Origin of the sequence: Pseudoalteromonas sp. R3 (assembly GCF_004014715.1) — a bacterium.
Lineage (GTDB): Bacteria > Pseudomonadota > Gammaproteobacteria > Enterobacterales > Alteromonadaceae > Pseudoalteromonas.
This window is the reverse complement of the sequence record NZ_CP034835.1, coordinates 2,557,948-2,574,453: the sequence shown is the minus strand read 5'-3', so window position 1 is coordinate 2,574,453 and position 16,506 is coordinate 2,557,948. Positions and strand designations below refer to the sequence as shown.

Annotated in this window: 13 protein-coding genes; 12 read left to right on the top strand and 1 reads right to left on the bottom strand. The window is 47.8% G+C overall.

The features are described 5' to 3' along the window. Window positions 1-255 precede the first annotated feature (255 nt). The 8 genes from sdhC (at window position 256) to sucD (ending at window position 10,091) form a co-directional block, all read left to right on the top strand. Window positions 256-633 (top strand): succinate dehydrogenase, cytochrome b556 subunit, encoded by a 378-nt coding sequence (sdhC, locus tag ELR70_RS16205; RefSeq protein WP_082353304.1) that lies wholly within the window; start codon window positions 256-258, stop codon window positions 631-633. Beyond that, a complete protein-coding gene (sdhD, locus tag ELR70_RS16200; protein ID WP_046003812.1) occupies window positions 624-971 on the top strand; it encodes a succinate dehydrogenase, hydrophobic membrane anchor protein in 348 nt (115 codons plus the stop codon). The genes sdhC and sdhD overlap by 10 nt, the downstream gene beginning before the upstream one ends. Continuing rightward, window positions 972-2,744, top strand: a complete 1,773-nt coding sequence (gene sdhA / locus ELR70_RS16195) for a succinate dehydrogenase flavoprotein subunit (RefSeq protein ID WP_010381483.1) — start codon at window positions 972-974, stop codon at window positions 2,742-2,744. It begins immediately after the preceding gene. A gap of 10 nt (window positions 2,745-2,754) precedes the next feature. Then, window positions 2,755-3,474: a succinate dehydrogenase iron-sulfur subunit gene (locus tag ELR70_RS16190; protein ID WP_046003813.1), complete on the top strand. Its 720-nt coding sequence runs from the start codon at window positions 2,755-2,757 to the stop codon at window positions 3,472-3,474. Between the two features lie 83 nt (window positions 3,475-3,557). Further along, window positions 3,558-6,371: a 2-oxoglutarate dehydrogenase E1 component gene (gene sucA / locus ELR70_RS16185; RefSeq protein ID WP_054016890.1), complete on the top strand. Its 2,814-nt coding sequence runs from the start codon at window positions 3,558-3,560 to the stop codon at window positions 6,369-6,371. A gap of 10 nt (window positions 6,372-6,381) precedes the next feature. Then, window positions 6,382-7,866 (top strand): 2-oxoglutarate dehydrogenase complex dihydrolipoyllysine-residue succinyltransferase, encoded by a 1,485-nt coding sequence (odhB, locus tag ELR70_RS16180; RefSeq protein WP_054016891.1) that lies wholly within the window; start codon window positions 6,382-6,384, stop codon window positions 7,864-7,866. A gap of 186 nt (window positions 7,867-8,052) precedes the next feature. Then, window positions 8,053-9,219 carry an ADP-forming succinate--CoA ligase subunit beta gene (gene sucC / locus ELR70_RS16175; RefSeq protein WP_046003816.1) on the top strand — a complete coding sequence of 389 codons (1,167 nt, stop codon included), beginning with the start codon at window positions 8,053-8,055 and terminating at the stop codon, window positions 9,217-9,219. Next, window positions 9,219-10,091 carry a succinate--CoA ligase subunit alpha gene (gene sucD, locus ELR70_RS16170; RefSeq protein ID WP_010381473.1) on the top strand — a complete coding sequence of 291 codons (873 nt, stop codon included), beginning with the start codon at window positions 9,219-9,221 and terminating at the stop codon, window positions 10,089-10,091. Before sucC ends, sucD begins: the two co-directional genes overlap by 1 nt. 263 nt (window positions 10,092-10,354) lie before the next feature. Here sucD and ELR70_RS16165 read toward each other — a convergent pair whose 3' ends face one another. Then, the gene (locus tag ELR70_RS16165) at window positions 10,355-11,425 is read right to left on the bottom strand and encodes a DUF3083 family protein (RefSeq protein ID WP_054016892.1); all 1,071 of its coding nucleotides are present in this window, start codon (window positions 11,423-11,425) and stop codon (window positions 10,355-10,357) included. Between the two features lie 253 nt (window positions 11,426-11,678). On the opposite strand from ELR70_RS16165, the gene glnS reads away from it, so the two are divergent. The 4 genes from glnS (at window position 11,679) to ELR70_RS16145 (ending at window position 16,487) form a co-directional block, all read left to right on the top strand. Further along, window positions 11,679-13,340, top strand: a complete 1,662-nt coding sequence (glnS, locus tag ELR70_RS16160; protein ID WP_054016893.1) for a glutamine--tRNA ligase — start codon at window positions 11,679-11,681, stop codon at window positions 13,338-13,340. A gap of 120 nt (window positions 13,341-13,460) precedes the next feature. Then, window positions 13,461-15,308 carry a protein kinase gene (locus ELR70_RS16155; protein WP_054016894.1) on the top strand — a complete coding sequence of 616 codons (1,848 nt, stop codon included), beginning with the start codon at window positions 13,461-13,463 and terminating at the stop codon, window positions 15,306-15,308. A gap of 65 nt (window positions 15,309-15,373) precedes the next feature. Next, the gene (locus tag ELR70_RS16150; RefSeq protein WP_054016895.1) at window positions 15,374-15,670 is read left to right on the top strand and encodes a hypothetical protein; all 297 of its coding nucleotides are present in this window, start codon (window positions 15,374-15,376) and stop codon (window positions 15,668-15,670) included. A gap of 412 nt (window positions 15,671-16,082) precedes the next feature. Beyond that, complete coding sequence (locus ELR70_RS16145) at window positions 16,083-16,487, top strand: hypothetical protein (RefSeq protein ID WP_128064642.1); 405 nt, start codon at window positions 16,083-16,085, stop codon at window positions 16,485-16,487. Window positions 16,488-16,506 lie beyond the last annotated feature (19 nt).

Here is a 16,506-nt window from a genome sequence, read left to right as displayed (position 1 = left end):
ATTATACCATCGGCTAATTCGCAAGCGTCTCAATCTAAACAAGAATTGTAAAAGGCCGCTCGGCCTTATATACTATCTACGGTTTTATACCGTGTCGTCTGTGGGTAAACCTATTTTTACATTGGCATTTTCACAAAGTGAACCGCTCAGTGTTTAAACAGGTATATCTAGAGTGTGCCATTTGTGCGACCAGCGCAAGTGGTTTTATAAAAACAAGTAGATGAGCTCCTTTGTGAGCAAGATGGGCAAGTAACTGTGAAAAAGCAAAGACCTGTAAATCTAGATCTTACGACTATATCTATGCCACCTACGGCAAAAGCGTCGATTTTGCACCGTATCACCGGTGTTGCGTTATTCTTCGCATTGACCTTTGTCATTTGGGCGTGGTCTGAGTCTCTTTCTTCTCCTGAAGGGTTTGAATTTGTTAAAGAGCTAATGACTGGCTTTATTGCAAAATTCATTGCGTGGGGCACCCTGACTGTATTGTCTTACCACATCGTTGGTGGCGTACGTCACATGATCCAAGACATGGGTCACTGGGAAGAATTAGAATCGGGCAACACCAGTGCAAAAATCGCATTGGCGCTGTGGGTAATCGTAGCCATCCTGGCAGGAGTGTGGATATGGTCTTAAATCAAGCAACTCTGAAGCGCGACGGTGTGCAAGACTATGTGTCATTGCGCGCGACTGCACTAATCATCCTGGCTTATTCGGTATTTATCGTTGGCTACTTTCTGCTAACGCCCGAAATCAGCTATGAAGCCTGGACAGGTTTGTTCTCAAATCTGGCCGTTAAAGCGGCAACTTTCATCACACTGGTATGCATCATGGTCCACACTCGCATTGGTTTGTGGCAGGTTCTGACGGACTACGTTAAGTGTTCAACGATGCGTTCTGTGCTGGGCTTTGTACTTAATCTGATGGCACTGGCGTATGTTGCTGTTGGCCTGTTTGTATTGTGGGGTGTTTAAGTGAAATATAATGTTCGTGAATTTGACGCTGTTGTAGTTGGCGCCGGTGGTGCTGGCATGCGTGCAGCGCTTGCGATTTCTGAGTCAGGCAAAACTTGTGCATTGATCTCTAAAGTATTCCCGACACGTTCTCATACGGTATCTGCACAGGGTGGTATCACAGTTGCGCTGGGTAACTCCCACGAAGACAACTGGGAATGGCACATGTACGACACGGTAAAGGGTTCTGATTACATTGGTGATCAGGATGCCATTGAGTACATGACCAAAACCGGTCCTGAGGCAATCACTGAACTTGAAAACATGGGTCTGCCTTTCTCTCGTTTCGAGAACGGCCGTGTTTATCAGCGCCCTTTCGGTGGTCAGTCTAAGAATTTTGGTGGTGAGCAGGCTGCACGTACGGCAGCTGCGGCAGACCGTACAGGTCACGCATTGCTACACTGCTTGTACCAACAAAACGTTAAGAACAAAACTAACGTTTTCTCTGAGTGGTACGCACTTGATCTGGTTAAAAACGACAAAGGCGACGTAGTCGGTGTTACAGCAATCGACATCGAAAGCGGCGAAGTTGTTTACTTCAAGTCTAAAGCGGTTGTATTGGCAACCGGTGGTGCAGGTCGTATCTACGCATCTACTACTAACGCGCACATTAACACTGGTGACGGTGTTGGTATGGCGGTTCGTGCTGGCATCTCTATGCAGGACATGGAAATGTGGCAGTTCCACCCAACCGGTATCGCGGGTGCGGGTACGCTGGTAACGGAAGGTTGTCGTGGTGAAGGTGGTTACCTTCTAAATAAAGACGGCGAGCGTTTCATGGAACGTTATGCGCCTAACGCAAAAGACCTTGCCGGTCGTGACGTTGTTGCGCGTGCAATGATGACCGAGATCCGTGAAGGCCGTGGTTGTGAAGGCCCTTGGGGTACTCACATTAAGCTTAAGCTTGACCACCTTGGTGAAGAAATGCTTAATCTGCGCCTACCAGGCGTCTGTGACCTGTCTAAGACATTTGCACACGTTGATCCAGCTAAAGAGCCTATTCCGGTTATCCCAACCTGTCACTACATGATGGGTGGTGTACCGACCAACGTAAATGGTCAGGTACTGAACGTGAATGAAAACGGTGAAGAGCGCATCATTGAAGGCCTGTTCGCGGTAGGTGAAATTGCGTGTGTATCTGTACACGGTGCAAACCGTCTGGGTGGTAACTCACTGCTTGACCTGGTGGTATTCGGTCGTGCAGCAGGTAACTTCCTTGGTACTTACCTGCAAGGCTTCGAGTCTACAGGTGATGCATCTTCTGACGACGTTGAGCAGGCATTTGCACGCTTCAACCGTTGGGAGTCTTCTGAGAAAGGCAAAGGCGAAGATCCAGTTCAGATCAAGAAAGATCTACAAGAATGTATGCAGCTTAACTTCTCGGTATTCCGTGAAGGTGATGCGATGGCAGACGGCCTTAAAGAACTTAAAGAGATCCGTGAGCGTCTTAAGTTTGCACGTCTTGACGACAAGTCTACTGAGTTCAACACCCAGCGTATCGAGTGTTTAGAGCTTGATAACCTGATGGAAACAGCTTATTCAACAGCCGTTGCAGCTAACTTCCGTACAGAAAGCCGTGGTGCGCACTCGCGCTTTGACTTCCCTGAGCGTGACGATGAGAACTGGCTGTGCCACTCTCTGCATCACCCAGAGTCAGACACGATGACTAAGCGTGAAGTAAACTTTGCGCCTAAGACTCGTGAAGCATTCCCACCGAAAGCACGTACATACTAGGAGCTAAGCGATGGCAACTTTAGAATTATCTGTTTATCGTTACAACCCTGACGTAGATTCAGCACCTCGTATGCAAGATTACAAGCTGGAGGTTGAAGAAGGTCGTGACATGATGGTGCTAGATGCACTGTTAATGTTGAAAGAACAAGATCCAACACTGTCTTTCCGTCGTTCATGCCGTGAAGGTGTGTGTGGTTCAGACGGTGTAAACATGAATGGTAAGAACGGTCTGGCTTGTATTACACCTTTATCTGCATTGCAAAAAGGTGGTAAAGGCAAGATCATCGTTCGTCCATTACCGGGTCTGCCAGTTATCCGTGACCTGGTTATCGACATGAGCCAGTTCTACACACAATACGAGAAGGTAAAACCTTACCTGATCAACGACAAGCCAACCGGCGGTGAAGAGCGTCTTCAAAGCATCGAAGAGCGTGACAAGCTGGATGGCCTGTACGAGTGTATTCTGTGTGCATGTTGTTCAACGTCATGTCCGTCGTTCTGGTGGAACCCAGATAAATTTATCGGTCCTGCGGGCCTTCTTCACGCGTATCGTTTCCTGGCTGACAGCCGTGATACAGCGACAGAAGAGCGTCTGGCTGACCTTGATGACGCGTTCAGCGTCTTCCGCTGTCACAGTATCATGAACTGTGTAAGCGTTTGTCCGAAAGGCTTGAATCCTACTAAGGCGATCGGACACATTAAATCTATGTTGTTAAATCGTTCGGTTTAATACATATTTAAATCTACAGATGGCATGCTCAGCATGCCATCTTGTTTTCGTTTAAGTTTCTGCGCTAGAAAAAGGGCTAATAAATGCACGAAGGTGTGATGAAGGCATGGCTGGAATCTTCGCACTTATACGGCGGCAACGTTGCATATGTTGAAGATTTATATGAGGCGTATCTTGATGATGCGGCTTCAGTGCCAGAAGAATGGCGAGAAGTGTTTGATCAACTGCCAAAGGTAGAAGGCGTTGACGTTGATGTTAAGCATTCAGAGATCAAATCTCAGTTTGCTGACCTTGCTAAAAACAAACACAGAGAAGTAATCGTTTCTGCAGAAGGTGCGGCAGATGCAAAACAGGTTCGTGTTTTGCAGCTTATCAATGCATTCAGATTCAGAGGTCACCAAAACGCAAACCTGGACCCGTTGGGTCTGTGGCAGCGTGATCGAGTTCGCGAACTCGACCTGGCCTATCATGATTTAGACAATGCCGACCTGGAAAAAGAATATAACGTTGGCTCTTTTGCTTCAGGCCAAGAGACAATGAAGTTAAAAGACTTATACAACGCACTGAAAACCACCTATTGTGGTTCTGTTGGTGCTGAGTATATGCACATTACTTCAACAGAAGAAAAACGTTGGTTACAGCAACGCATCGAATCTACCTTCGCACAGCCTAAATTCAACAAAGAGACTAAGCTTCGCATCCTAAAAGGCCTGACCGCTGCTGATGGTCTGGAAAAATACTTAGGTGCTAAATTCCCAGGCGCAAAACGTTTCTCACTGGAAGGCGGTGATGCACTGGTTCCTATGCTGAAAGAGCTGGTACATCGTGCTGGTGAAAGTGGCCAGGAAGAAGTGGTCATTGGTATGGCACACCGTGGTCGTCTGAACGTATTGGTCAACGTACTGGGTAAAAACCCACAAGTATTGTTTGACGAGTTCGCGGGCAAGTACGGCGAATCAGCGGGCTCTGGTGATGTGAAATATCACATGGGCTACTCGTCTGACTTCGCAACTCAAGGCGGCAATGTGCACATGGCACTGGCGTTTAACCCGTCACACCTTGAGATCGTTAACCCGGTGGTTATGGGCTCGGTACGTGCACGTCTTGACCGTCTTAACTGTAAGAGCGGTTCTAAAGCACTTCCTATCACTATTCACGGTGACTCAGCCATCGCCGGCCAGGGCGTAGTACAAGAGACATTCAACATGTCTCAGACTCGTGCTTATGGTGTGGGTGGTTCAATCCGCATCGTGGTGAACAACCAGGTTGGTTTCACTACGTCAAACCAGGAAGATACGCGTTCAACTGAGTACTGTACTGACATCGCTAAGATGGTTCAGGCGCCCATTTTCCACGTTAACGCGGATGACCCGGAAGCGGTTGCGTTTGTGACGCAAGTTGCCCTTGATTTCCGTAACAAGTTCAAACGTGATGTAGTGATCGACCTGGTTTGTTACCGTCGTCATGGCCACAACGAAGCCGATGAGCCGAATGCAACTCAGCCTCTGATGTATCAGAAGATCAAAAAGCACCCAGTACCACGTCAGATTTATGCTGACAGACTGGTATCTGAAGGTGTCCTGAGCGCTGATGAAGCGAAGACGCTGGCTGATGACTACCGCAACGGCCTGGACAAAGGTCAGATCGTGGTTGAAGAAATTCAGCCTGAGACCAAGCACTCATCAGACTGGTCTAAATACGTTGGTCATGACTGGGATACGGCTTACGAGGCAAGTGTTCCGGTTGAGAAGCTTAAAGAGTTAAGCGAAAAAATCTCGACTTACCCGGCTGATCACAAAGCACAGTCGCGCGTTAAGAAAATTTACGACGATCGTAAGACCATGGCCAGTGGCGAGAAGCTACTTGACTGGGGTATGGCAGAAACGCTTGCCTACGCAACCTTGGTTGATCAGGGCACAGACATTCGTCTGACCGGTCAGGATTCAGGCCGTGGTACTTTCTTCCACCGCCATGCGGTTGTTCACAACCAAGTCGATGCATCAACTTACCTGCCGCTGCAAAACGTGCGTGACGGTCAGGGTCTGTTTGAAGTGTATGACTCAGTATTGTCAGAAGAAGCCGTATTGGCGTTTGAATATGGTTACGCAACGGCAGAGCCAACCTCACTGGTACTGTGGGAAGCCCAATTCGGTGACTTCGCGAACGGTGCTCAGGTGGTATTCGACCAATTCCTGAGCTCAGGTGAGCAAAAGTGGGGCCGTCTGTGTGGTCTGACTTTATTACTGCCACACGGCTACGAAGGTCAGGGTCCTGAGCACAGCTCGGCGCGTCTTGAACGTTACCTGCAACTGTGTGCTGACCACAACATGCAAGTGTGTGTACCAAGTACGCCAGCACAGGTTTATGCCATGTTACGTCGTCAGTCAGTACGCCCTCTGCGTCGTCCACTGATTGTAATGACACCTAAATCTTTACTTCGTCATCCTCTGGCTGTCTCTAGCCTGGAAGAGTTGTCTGAAGGTGTTTTCCACAACATGATCGACGAGATTGATGATATCAATCCTGAAAACGTCGAGCGCGTTGTGTTCTGTAGCGGTAAAGTTTACTACGAATTGCTACAGGAGCGTCGCAAGCAAGAGCTGAATAATGTCGCTATCGTTCGTGTGGAGCAGCTATATCCGTTCCCGCACAAAGAGATGGACGAGATCATGGCTCGCTACCAGCACGTTAAAGACTTCGTATGGTGTCAGGAAGAGCCTCAGAACCAAGGTGCCTGGTACTGTTCACAACACCATTTCTGGGAAGCTATCCCAAGTGGTGCGAAGTTGACTTACGCCGGTCGTAAAGCTGCAGCAGCGCCTGCATGTGGCTATATGTCGACCCATACAAAAGAACAAAATGCGTTGATTGCTGACGCTTTAACTATTAAGAAATAAGGAATTAGAGATGACGACCGAAATTAAGGTTCCTGTTCTTCCTGAATCTGTTGCCGATGCAACAGTGGCCACATGGCATGTAAGCGTTGGTGACAAAGTAAGCCGTGACCAAAATCTGGTAGATATTGAAACTGACAAAGTAGTTTTAGAAGTCGTTGCACCTGAAGACGGTGTTATTGTCGCTATCTCTGAAGAAGAGGGCGCAACGGTTCTTGGTGAGCAAGTTATCGCACAGCTGGGCGCGTCAGATGCCGCTCCAGCGCAATCAAATGAACAAACAGCAGCGCCAGCAGCGGCGCCAGCAGCAGAAGGTAAAGAAGTGGACATTAAAGTACCTGTACTTCCTGAATCAGTAGCAGACGCTACAGTTGCAACTTGGCATGTACAACCAGGCGAAGCGGTAAGCCGTGACCAAAACCTGGTAGACATCGAAACAGACAAAGTTGTTCTTGAAGTTGTTGCACCTGAAGACGGTGTGATGGGCGAGCAACTGCACGCAGAAGGTGAAACTGTTCTGGGTGAGCAAGTGATTGGTAAACTGGTTGCCGGTGGCGCACCAGCAGCAGCGCCAGCTGCACAGGCAGAAGCCGCTCCTGCAAGCGATGATAATGCAGACGTACTAACACCGTCTGTACGTCGTCTGATTGCAGAGAAAGGTCTTGATGCATCACAAATCAAAGGCACAGGTAAAGGCGGTCGCATCACTAAAGAAGATGTTGATGCATTCCTGAAAGCGCCAGCGGCAAAACCAGCAGCAGCGCCAGCGGCAGCAGCACCTGCAGCACCAATGGGCGACCGTACTCAGAAGCGCGTTCCTATGACTCGTCTGCGTAAGACAATCGCAAATCGTCTGCTTGAAGCAAAGAACTCAACAGCAATGTTGACGACGTTCAACGAAGTAAACATGAAACCTATCATGGACCTTCGTAAGCAGTACAAAGACGTATTCGAAGAGCGTCACGGCATCCGTCTTGGTTTCATGTCTTTCTACGTGAAAGCGGTTACAGAAGCCCTGAAGCGTTTCCCTGAAGTAAATGCGTCTATCGACGGTGATGACATCGTTTACCACAACTACTTCGACATCAGCATTGCTGTATCTACACCACGTGGTCTGGTAACACCTGTACTACGTGACTGTGACAAGCTGTCTGTTGCTGAAATCGAAAAAGGTATCCGTGAGCTGGCACTTAAAGGTCGCGACGGTAAGCTGACTGTTGACGACATGACTGGTGGTAACTTCACCATCACTAACGGTGGTGTATTTGGTTCACTACTGTCTACGCCTATCATCAACTTGCCACAGTCTTCAATCCTGGGCATGCACAAAATCCAGGACCGTCCAATGGCAGTCAATGGCAAGGTTGAGATCCTGCCTATGATGTACCTGGCGCTGTCTTACGATCACCGTCAAATCGATGGTAAAGAATCGGTTGGCTTCCTGGTTACAATTAAGGAACTTCTGGAAGATCCAACGCGTCTGCTTCTGGACGTTTAATCATCTAGATTAAAGATTAAGCTGTATGTGAGCATAATGTCCGCATACAGCTTTTTTTTTGCGCCATTAGTCTTACTGGGGTTTTCATACAAGGCCTTGAGATCTATACTATGGGCGCAATTTGGGATAGCTGATTATTTGCATAAATATTCAGCTTTTTTAGTATAAAAAATTGGATAAAGCATCATGAATTTGCATGAGTATCAGGCAAAACAACTTTTTGCCGAATATGGTTTACCTGTATCAGATGGTTACGCTTGTGACACGCCTCAAGAGGCAGTTGAAGCTGCTGGTAAAATCGGTGGTGACAAGTGGGTTGTAAAATGTCAAGTACACGCTGGCGGCCGTGGTAAAGCGGGCGGTGTAAAACTGGCAGACAGCAAAGACGAGATCCGCGCATTTGCTGAAAACTGGTTAGGCAAAAACCTGGTAACCTACCAAACTGACGAGAAAGGTCAGCCAGTTGCTAAAATCTTAGTAGAAAGCTGCACTGATATTGCAAATGAGCTATACCTGGGTGCTGTTGTTGACCGTGCTTCACGTAAAATCGTGTTCATGGCATCAACTGAAGGTGGTGTTGAGATCGAAGAAGTTGCTCACAACACACCAGAACTAATTCACAAAGCTGAGATCGATCCACTAGTCGGTCCTCAGGCTTACCAAGGTCGTGAGCTTGCGTTCAAACTAAATCTGAACCCAACTCAAGTTAAACAGTTCACTAAGATCTTCATGGGTCTTGCTGACATGTTCATCAACCACGACTTTGCACTACTAGAGATCAACCCTCTGGTAATCACTGATGAAGGCAACCTGCACTGTCTTGACGGCAAGATCGGTGTAGACGGCAATGCATTGTTCCGTCAGCCTAAGATCCGTGAATTCCACGATCCTTCACAAGAAGACGCGCGTGAAGCTCACGCAGCAAGCTTCGAGCTGAACTATGTTGCGCTAGACGGTAACGTAGGTTGTATGGTTAACGGTGCTGGCCTAGCAATGGGTACTATGGACATCGTAAACCTGCACGGCGGTAAGCCTGCTAACTTCCTTGACGTAGGTGGCGGCGCGACTAAAGAGCGTGTATCTGAAGCGTTCAAGATCATCCTGTCTGATGACAACGTTAAAGCTGTACTTGTTAACATCTTCGGCGGTATCGTTCGTTGTGACATGATCGCAGAAGGTATCATCGGTGCGGTTAAAGAAGTTGGCGTGAACGTACCAGTAGTTGTACGTCTTGAAGGTACTAATGCTGAAGCGGGTCGTGAAGTACTAGCTAACTCTGGCCTTGACATCATTGCAGCTGAGTCTCTAACTGACGCTGCTGAGAAAGTAGTTGCTGCTGCGGAGGGCAAATAATGTCTGTACTAATTAACAAAGATACTAAAGTAATCTGTCAGGGTTTCACTGGTGGTCAGGGTACTTTCCACTCTGAGCAAGCTATCCAGTACGGTACGCAAATGGTTGGTGGTGTTTCTCCTGGTAAAGGCGGCACAACTCACCTGGGTCTGCCAGTATTCAACACTGTACGTGAAGCGGTAGAGTCTACTGGTGCAACTGCATCTGTAATCTACGTACCAGCAGCATTTTGTAAAGACGCTATCCTTGAAGCGATCGACGCAGGTATCGAGCTTATCGTATGTATCACTGAAGGCATCCCTACACTTGATATGGTTGATGTTAAAGTGAAGCTGGAAGAAACTGGCGTTCGCATGATTGGTCCTAACTGTCCTGGTGTTATCACTCCGGGCGAGTGTAAGATCGGTATCATGCCTGGTCACATCCACCTTCCTGGTAAAGTAGGCATTGTATCTCGTTCAGGTACTTTGACTTACGAAGCGGTTAAGCAAACTACTGACGCTGGCTTCGGTCAGTCTACTTGTGTAGGTATCGGTGGTGACCCAATCCCAGGCACTAACTTCATCGACGTACTGGAAATGTTCCAGAACGATCCTAAGACTGAAGCAATCGTAATGATTGGTGAGATCGGTGGTACAGCTGAAGAAGAAGCGGCTGAGTACATCAAGCATAACGTGACTAAACCAGTTGTTTCTTACATTGCAGGTGTTACAGCGCCTCCAGGTAAGCGTATGGGTCACGCTGGTGCAATCATCGCAGGTGGTAAAGGTACAGCTGACGAGAAGTTTGCTGCACTTGAAGCTGCTGGCGTTAAAACCGTTCGCTCACTGGCTGAGATCGGTTCTGCACTAAAAGAAAAAGCAGGCTGGTAATCACGTTACCTGTACTGTAAAAAAGGCGCCTCAGGGCGCCTTTTTTGATCCTGCCATCATATCCTCTAAGCCGTTGACCTTGATGATGAATACATGAGAATCTTGCCAAATTTTGGTGGTATTTTCGGGTTAGCCAGCAGCTATTTTGGCAAGTGTGTAGGTCGTTAGCGGAGAGGTTGCATTCATCAAGAGATAAACACGTGTGGTTTATGGGAATGTGTTGAATGTGAGTGAAGCGGGGGAAACTCCCCCGCGTGATAAGATTAGTCTTGATAGCTAATGTGCTGGAAGAAACGCACAATAACGTCTTGCTTCTCAGGGTTAATAGGCAGCTTGCCGGTTAAACGGCGGATCATGGTTTCGGCGTTGTTCATAAACTTGCCGTAGCCCACGTCTTTTTTATCTTTGTCGCTGGCAACCACCACAAAGTGCATGGTATCGCACAGATGTTCGCCTTCCCAGATAGAGCGTACCTGACCATCCGGCGCAGATGTATCAAAGCTCAGCTTTTGCAACTCGCGATTGGCGTCTGACTTATCAATCTGACTGCTTCTGACCAACGGCTGACGGCCATCGGCCACAAAGCCAACATGGGTCAGTTGCAGCTGATCACACAAAGTTAAAAAGCTGTCCTCAATGCTACGATAAAACTGAGTGTAATCCCCCGGGCGCATCTGACTTTGATACTCGGTTTTGATAGCGCGGGTAATAGGGATAGAGAAAGACACATAGCTCATCTCTGAGTGCTGCTCTGGCAATGTGCAGTTACGCGCCTGGTAGCGTGGATATAAGCTACGCAGTTTATAGCCGTAACTTTCTCTGTGACCTTTTACCTTAGCGAAAATGTCATAGGTCAGATGCTGATGGTCACGCACTTTATAAGACAAGCCTTGCTGTTCATATTGTTCTTTAAGGTCGTCCAGTGCTTTTTTCACTTTGCTGTGGAAACTGGCGGCATTGGCACGCAGCTCATCGCCGGTGGCCAGGAACAATAAGCGAATTTTACGGGCTTTATGGCTCGCCTCATAATGTATCTTGTGACCTTCGTGATACTTTGGATTGTAAAAAAACAGGATCTGCTTATCCGTTTGCAGGCTGTGTGCTTCGTCGTGATAGCGCACGATGGGCAGCTTGTCGTTAGCAATGACGTGAACGTTAAATAATTCGTGCTCGTCGCAGATGGCAAACAACTTTCGGGCCAGGCGTTGGTAGCAGCTTTCCACATCATCAAAGCAATCGAAGAATGCGTCACTGGGTTTGAACTCAGCCAGAATGTAATGGTTGTTACGTGCGTTCGTTGGAATATAAACGCGGTGAAGATTCATTGATGCCATAGGTTTTTCCTTGCGATACCTCTGTTGTTGACGCCTATGATAGAGCGAGCGTGTGACGAATATATTGCGCTAGAACAAAATTTGTCATAAAAATGACGCGTCTTATTGCCTTTGATTTGGCTGTTTTATGCCCAGGTTTACACAATTGCGAGGTAAATCTGTTTTCGCCTTAGTTTTACGCTGTTCGTTGCGCTAACTTTTTGTAATAATGCCTCAGTTAACTGGTACTAAATTTTCAGAGGAATGAGTTCCTATGGCGGAAGCAGAAAATCGCCCAACAAATTTTATAACAAATATCATTGATGCGGATTTGGCCAGCGGTAAGCATGGCGGTACGCACACGCGCTTTCCACCAGAGCCGAACGGCTACTTACATATAGGCCATGCTAAGTCTATTTGTCTGAACTTTGGCATCGCCCGCGACTACCAGGGTCTGTGTAACCTGCGCTTTGACGATACGAACCCGGAAAAAGAAGATCTGGATTACGTAAACTCAATCAAAGAAGACGTGCAGTGGCTGGGTTTTAACTGGGATGGTGAGATCTGCTATTCGTCTAACTATTTCGACAAGCTATACGAATATGCGGTAGAGCTGATCAATAAAGGTCTTGCCTACGTGTGTTTCCTGTCACCGGAGCAGGCGCGTGAATACCGCGGCACCTTGACTGAGGCAGGTAAAAACAGCCCATATCGCGACACCTCACCGGAAGAAAACCTGGCGTTGTTCGAAAAAATGAAGAACGGCGAGTTTAAAGAAGGCGAGTGTGTACTGCGTGCTAAGATAGACATGGCCAGCTCATTCATGGTGCTGCGCGACCCTATCATTTATCGTATTCGTTTTGCTCACCATCACCAGACTGGTGACAAGTGGTGCATTTACCCAATGTACGATTTTACCCACTGTATTTCGGATGCACTGGAAGGGATCACCCATTCACTGTGTACGCTGGAGTTCCAGGACAACCGTCGTTTGTACGACTGGGTACTGGACAACATCAGTATTGAGTGTCATCCACAACAGATCGAATTTTCTCGTCTGAACCTGGAATACACCGTGATGTCAAAGCGTAAGCTAAATGACCTGGTGGTGAACGGTCAGGTAGAAGGCTGGGACGACCCGCGCATGCCAACTATTGCTGGATTGCGTCGTCGTGGTTATACCCCTGCGTCTATCCGTGAATTCTGTAAGCGCATTGGTATTACCAAGCAAGACAATATGGTTGAAATGGGCATGCTGGAAGCCTGTATCCGTGACGACCTGAATGAAAACGCACCGCGTGCAATGGCAGTACTTGATCCGGTTAAAATCGTGATTGAAAACTATGACGCCGAGCAGGTAGAGATGCTTGACGCGCCTAACCATCCGACATTGGAAATGGGCTCACGTCAGTTGCCATTTACTCGCGAAATCTACATTGAGCGTGATGACTTCCGAGTTGAAGCGAACAAGAAGTTTAAGCGTTTGGTACTTGGCAAAGAGGTACGTTTGCGTAATGCCTATGTGATTAAAGCCGAGCGCGTTGAAGAGGATGATGCGGGTAACATCACTACAATTTACTGTACATACGACGCCGATACCTTAGGTAAAAACCCGGCTGATGGTCGTAAAGTGAAAGGCGTTATCCACTGGGTATCAGCAAGCCACTGCATTGACGCAGAAGTACGTCAATACGATCGTCTGTTCAATGTACCAAACCCGGCAGCGGCGGAAGACTTTGCGACTACGCTGAATCCAGATTCACTGGAAATCATCGCCAATGCTAAGCTTGAGCCGTCTCTGGCTGACGCTGCACCTGAGCAAGGCTTTCAGTTTGAGCGTCTGGGCTACTACTGTCGTGATAACAAGCGCGACACATTGACCTTCAACCAAACAGTGGGTCTGCGTGATTCCTGGGCAAAAATCGAAAACGCCTAACACGCACAATAAATAAAAAGGTCGGCTTATGTCGGCCTTTTTTAATTATCATGCCCGATCTTCAGAATTGATTTGATAATTTGCATTAGAAACACTAAATACCCGTAAACGGACAGGCACATGACAGAAAAGTCGATCCATAATTTTTACATCAATGAACAGCAATCGGTGTATTTGCTCTCCCATAAAGATGCAAAAAAACACCGTCAGTGGCTCAACATCTGTCAAAAACAGCTGACTATGCTTGGCTATCATGATGTGGAAGTGATCGGGTCCGGCGCATTCGGGTTTGTATTTGCAGGGATCGATGAGCAGGGCAAAGAGTGGGTGTTTAAGTTTTCCCGCATTACCCTGGCTCAGAGTGTACGTGACCGGCTGGAAGACGAAGCCTATATGCTGTCGCAGATTAAAAATCCCATGGTCCCCGAGTTTTACGCTTTTGAACGGGCAAAAAAGCAGGGGATCCTGATGATGGCCCGTGCCAAAGGCCAGGATCTCGAACAATGGTCGCTTAAACGTGGTCGCTTTAAACCTCATGAGCTGGTGCATCTGGCCAATAAACTCAGAAGTGTACTGGTTGATTTACGTGACCGCAAAAATGGCATGTCTCCTCAGCCTGTGGTACACGGCGATATTAAGCCGTCTAATATTGTTTGGGATGAAGCAACGGACAGCTTTTCGCTGGTTGACTGGGGCAGTTCAGTGTATGCGCAGCTGGATGCCCATGGCGAGCCCGTTGCCAGTAATATTATGGATCTTATGTCATCGGACATCAGCAGTACCAATGCCCGGATGGGCGATGTGTACTTTATTGGCGATGAGCAAATGTCGGGCGCGCGCTCCTCGCCACGCTTTGACGAGCAGGGCGTGGCATCCACCATTTACGCGCTGGCCAGTGCCCAGTCCTGCCGTTTTGGCGCCGCCGTGATCCCCGCAACCAGCTTAGGCTTGCCACAAGCATTTGCCAGAATGATAGATGCAATGCTGAGCAAAGATAAAACCACCCGAGATCAGGCCGGCGACTACTTTATGCGCAATATGCCGGCCATGGCGCGCATGTATCTGCCCGAACTAAAAACACCGCCTCGCAAGGCCAGCATCCCGTTTTGGTTTAATGAGATCGACGAAGAGCCAGATACGGTGGTTTACAGCTCGCGCAAACAATTTCTACGCCGCGCCGATCATAATCAGCAACTGCTGGACGTGAATGATGCTCAGCTGGACCGCTACTATAAAGAGTTTCTGTTCGACACCGGCGACAGTGAGAAAGCGTTTCTGGCGTCCATCAGCCGGCTGGCAAAGTATCCGGTAGTAGGTGGTCTGAGCTTTCACTGGAAAGACGCCTCTTTGTTTGTGGAGTCCAGCCTGGTACTGCACGATGAAGCTTTGCAAAGTGCTTTTACGGATGCCGTAAACGCCACCGTGATGCTGGCGCAGGGGATAGAGCAAAAGGGCCTGTTTAAATGCTGCCTGTTTGATGCCAGACAGACTATACAACTCCAGCGTGACGGCACTGGCGCGTTTATTTTTGACCACGTCCCCGAGTTGCAATACACCGTATCGGACATTGGTACCAGTGAGATCGCGCGGCCACACTCTTACTTTGAAGATGGTAAAGACCCTGACGAGCAACTGCAATTACCACGACAAATAGTGCAGTGCGTGTTTGAGCTTAACCAGATCCACCATACCGGTTGTATCATCTTTGAATCGCTCAACGACCGCCTTAAAATTCACCATTACTACTGCCTGCTAGATGCCAGCAAAGAGCGGGAGTTTAAAACTCTGCTGACCCGCATTATGCAATACGCTATGAGTATTCAGGATTTCGGTGTCGCTGGTTTTATGAAACTGCCTTACAAAAATACCCGTGAATTTGCATTGTGCGCCCGCCAGCCAGACCATTTTTATCCTAAAGATCCGAAAGCTGCAGAAACTCAAAGTGAATCATCTGCGACTAAGATATAACAAAACGCACGTTGCACATTGGCCCGTCCTCCGCCAAGATAAATAGCTTACAACCGGAGGGAAACATGGATCAGGAAACACGCCGAGAGCTGCTCAAACTAAGCTGGAGCATGCACGACGAAGTAGAGCAGGCCATTTTACAAGACAGCGCCAAACAGGGCGACGACAACTGGACAGAAAAGCAGAAGCTGCTACTGGCAGATATGTCGCTGCACCTGCTGCAAACCGCGCTCAAGCCCAATGGCATCAGCCAGGAAAAGCTCAAAAATAACCTCAACGCCATTCTCACGCTCAGCGACGACTTTATCGATGAAGTCGACTTACGCAAAACCGCCGATGCCCTTTATGGGTTGGATAAGTGAACGGACGCTGGTCTTTAAATCAGCATTTAGTCTTTTATCCTGTTTTATACACTTGCATTTGCTTAGTCATCCCGGACGCATGCGAGCCGGGATCTACTTGAACACCATGCAGAGGTTACTCAATGAAGACAAACCCGACAAACAGCTCCGTCATCCCGTCTCGAAATCACAACACCTTGCCAAATAGGAAAAAAGTGGGTCTAATAATAGGCATAAATAACGTTGTTCAGGCAGGGAATGAGTCACGTTGTAACGGTTTAAGTCACAAACGGTTCAGAACAGAAGTTACTCATCAAAAGCAAATTCCCGTAGCATAGACCACACCAGCCGGATACGGCGTGCAGGTAGCGGCCCAGTTCAACAAACGATTATGCGTACTGCGTACGCATGAATACTAAAGCGTTATATGCTCATGAGTAGACTATTAATAACCGTGTTTTTTATCGTTCTCTCGTTTCAAGTTTATTCTGGAGGAAGCTACTTTCCAGTTAAAATTGTCGAAATCGGAAACAATGAGGATGAATTTAAGTTAGTTGCAGAAGTGGTGGGGATTTTCAACTACGACTCTTCTGGCTGTAAGGCAATTACCATCACAGGTAATTATGACGCTGAAAAATGGAAGTCATACGTGAATCTGATTAGCCTAAACATTCACTTAGAATCCTTGCATATTTTGGAACAAACTAGTCAGTCGCAACGCACAATTAATTTTGGTTATATTGGGGCGGGGTTAAAAAAGTACGGTGAATGTGTGTACAAAAGCAAAGGTCTATTTCATAGCGAGCAAGGTGTTTTTTCAATTTACACACGCATATAACAAACAGTTTAAAAGCGGA

Coding starts and splice junctions, on each gene's coding strand:
- ELR70_RS16145 (WP_128064642.1), top strand. CDS start 16,083: ATGAGTAGACTATTAATAACCGTGTTTTTTATCGTTCTCTCGTTTCAA.
- sdhD (WP_046003812.1), top strand. CDS start 624: ATGGTCTTAAATCAAGCAACTCTGAAGCGCGACGGTGTGCAAGACTAT.
- ELR70_RS16150 (WP_054016895.1), top strand. CDS start 15,374: ATGGATCAGGAAACACGCCGAGAGCTGCTCAAACTAAGCTGGAGCATG.
- sucC (WP_046003816.1), top strand. CDS start 8,053: ATGAATTTGCATGAGTATCAGGCAAAACAACTTTTTGCCGAATATGGT.
- ELR70_RS16155 (WP_054016894.1), top strand. CDS start 13,461: ATGACAGAAAAGTCGATCCATAATTTTTACATCAATGAACAGCAATCG.
- ELR70_RS16190 (WP_046003813.1), top strand. CDS start 2,755: ATGGCAACTTTAGAATTATCTGTTTATCGTTACAACCCTGACGTAGAT.
- sucD (WP_010381473.1), top strand. CDS start 9,219: ATGTCTGTACTAATTAACAAAGATACTAAAGTAATCTGTCAGGGTTTC.
- ELR70_RS16165 (WP_054016892.1), bottom strand. CDS start 11,425: ATGGCATCAATGAATCTTCACCGCGTTTATATTCCAACGAACGCACGT.
- sucA (WP_054016890.1), top strand. CDS start 3,558: ATGCACGAAGGTGTGATGAAGGCATGGCTGGAATCTTCGCACTTATAC.
- odhB (WP_054016891.1), top strand. CDS start 6,382: ATGACGACCGAAATTAAGGTTCCTGTTCTTCCTGAATCTGTTGCCGAT.
- glnS (WP_054016893.1), top strand. CDS start 11,679: ATGGCGGAAGCAGAAAATCGCCCAACAAATTTTATAACAAATATCATT.